We start from the raw sequence: 1,370 nt of genomic DNA, 5'->3' as shown, positions 1-1,370 counted from the left end.
CGAGCGGCTCGCGTCCTCCTTCGGTCGACGCCTCATGGTCGGTGTTGCGCAGGTCGTGGTACATCTGTCATTCCCTCTTCGAGGGGACGGTCCGGGTGACCCACCCTCGACATGGCTACGATCGGCCACGACGGCTTTCGACGGCTCCGGCGGAATTCGTCCCCGGTGAAGATTCCTGCGCACGCGCTGTCGAATCGACCGCGCCCCGTTCGTAGCTGTGATGAGGTCGCCGCACCGGCGACCCGGCCGGAGGAGGGTGAGCCGATGACGCTCGACGTCGACACGGTGATCACCCGCCTGCACCGCGAGGAGTGGGCACGGGTGGTCGCGGGGCTCGCCCGGCGCTTCGGCGACCTCGACATCGCCGAGGAGTCGGCGGCGGAGGCGTTCGCGACCGCTATCGAGCGGTGGCCGGCGGACGGAGTGCCCCCGAACCCCGGCGCCTGGATCACGACGACCGCGAGCCGCAAGGCGATCGACCACCTGCGGCGCGAGGCGCGGCGCGACGAGCTGCAGCAGGAGGCGTTCATGTTGACCGACGAGTCGCCCGCAGAGCCCGTCGGCGCGGTCGACGACGACCGGCTGCGGCTGGTGTTCACGTGCTGTCACCCGGCGCTGTCGATGGAGGCGCGCCTGGCGCTCACGCTGCGCATCGTCGGAGGTCTCACGGTCGCCCAGATCGCGCACGCGTTCCTCGTGCAGGAGACGACGATGGGCCAGCGGATCAGCCGGGCGAAGGCCAAGATCAAGGCCGCGCGCATCCCGTACCGCATGCCGGAGCGCGAAGACCTGCCGGCCCGCGTCGACGGTGTGCTGGCGGTGCTGTACCTCGTCTTCAACGAGGGCTACCTCGCCTCTGGTGCCGAGACGGAACCGGTGCGGCGCGATCTCACAGGCGAGGCGATCCGGCTCGCCCGCCTCGTGCGTGCCCTGCTTCCTGCCGGCTCGCACGAGCACGGTGAGGCCACGGGCCTGCTGTCGCTCATGCTCCTCTCAGAGGCGCGCGCCGAGGCGCGGGTCTCGCGCGACGGGGTGCTCGTACGCCTCGACGAGCAGGATCGGACCGCCTGGAACCGCGCGCTCATCGACGAGGGGCTCGCCCTGGCCGACGAGCGGGCGGATGCCGTCGCTCGCGGCGACGGCGGGCTCGGCCGGTACCAGATCCTGGCCGGGATCAACTCGGTGCACGTCCGCGCCGCGCACGCTCGCGACACCGACTGGTCGCAGATCGTGGCCCTCTACGAACTTCTCGAACAGGTCGATCCGAACCCGATCGTGACCCTCAGCAAGGCCATCGCGGTGTCGGAAGTCGACTCGCCCGAAGCGGGCCTCGCCCTCGTCGAGCGACTCGGCGGCGCGCTCGAGGGCTA

The 1,370-nt window shown here is 71.0% G+C and carries 1 protein-coding gene; it reads left to right on the top strand.

Features of this window, described 5'->3' with window-relative positions:
• Nucleotides 1–264: 264 nt before the first annotated feature.
• Nucleotides 265–1,370, top strand: a 1,106-nt coding sequence (locus tag EIO58_RS17995) for an RNA polymerase sigma factor (RefSeq protein ID WP_127820564.1), incomplete at its 3' end; no start/stop codon positions are given.

This window comes from Microbacterium sp. CPCC 204701 (genome assembly GCF_004010105.1).
Taxonomy (GTDB): Bacteria; Actinomycetota; Actinomycetes; order Actinomycetales; family Microbacteriaceae; genus Microbacterium.
Note: the sequence above shows the minus strand (reverse complement) of the source record. Positions and strands in the feature narration are given on the sequence as shown.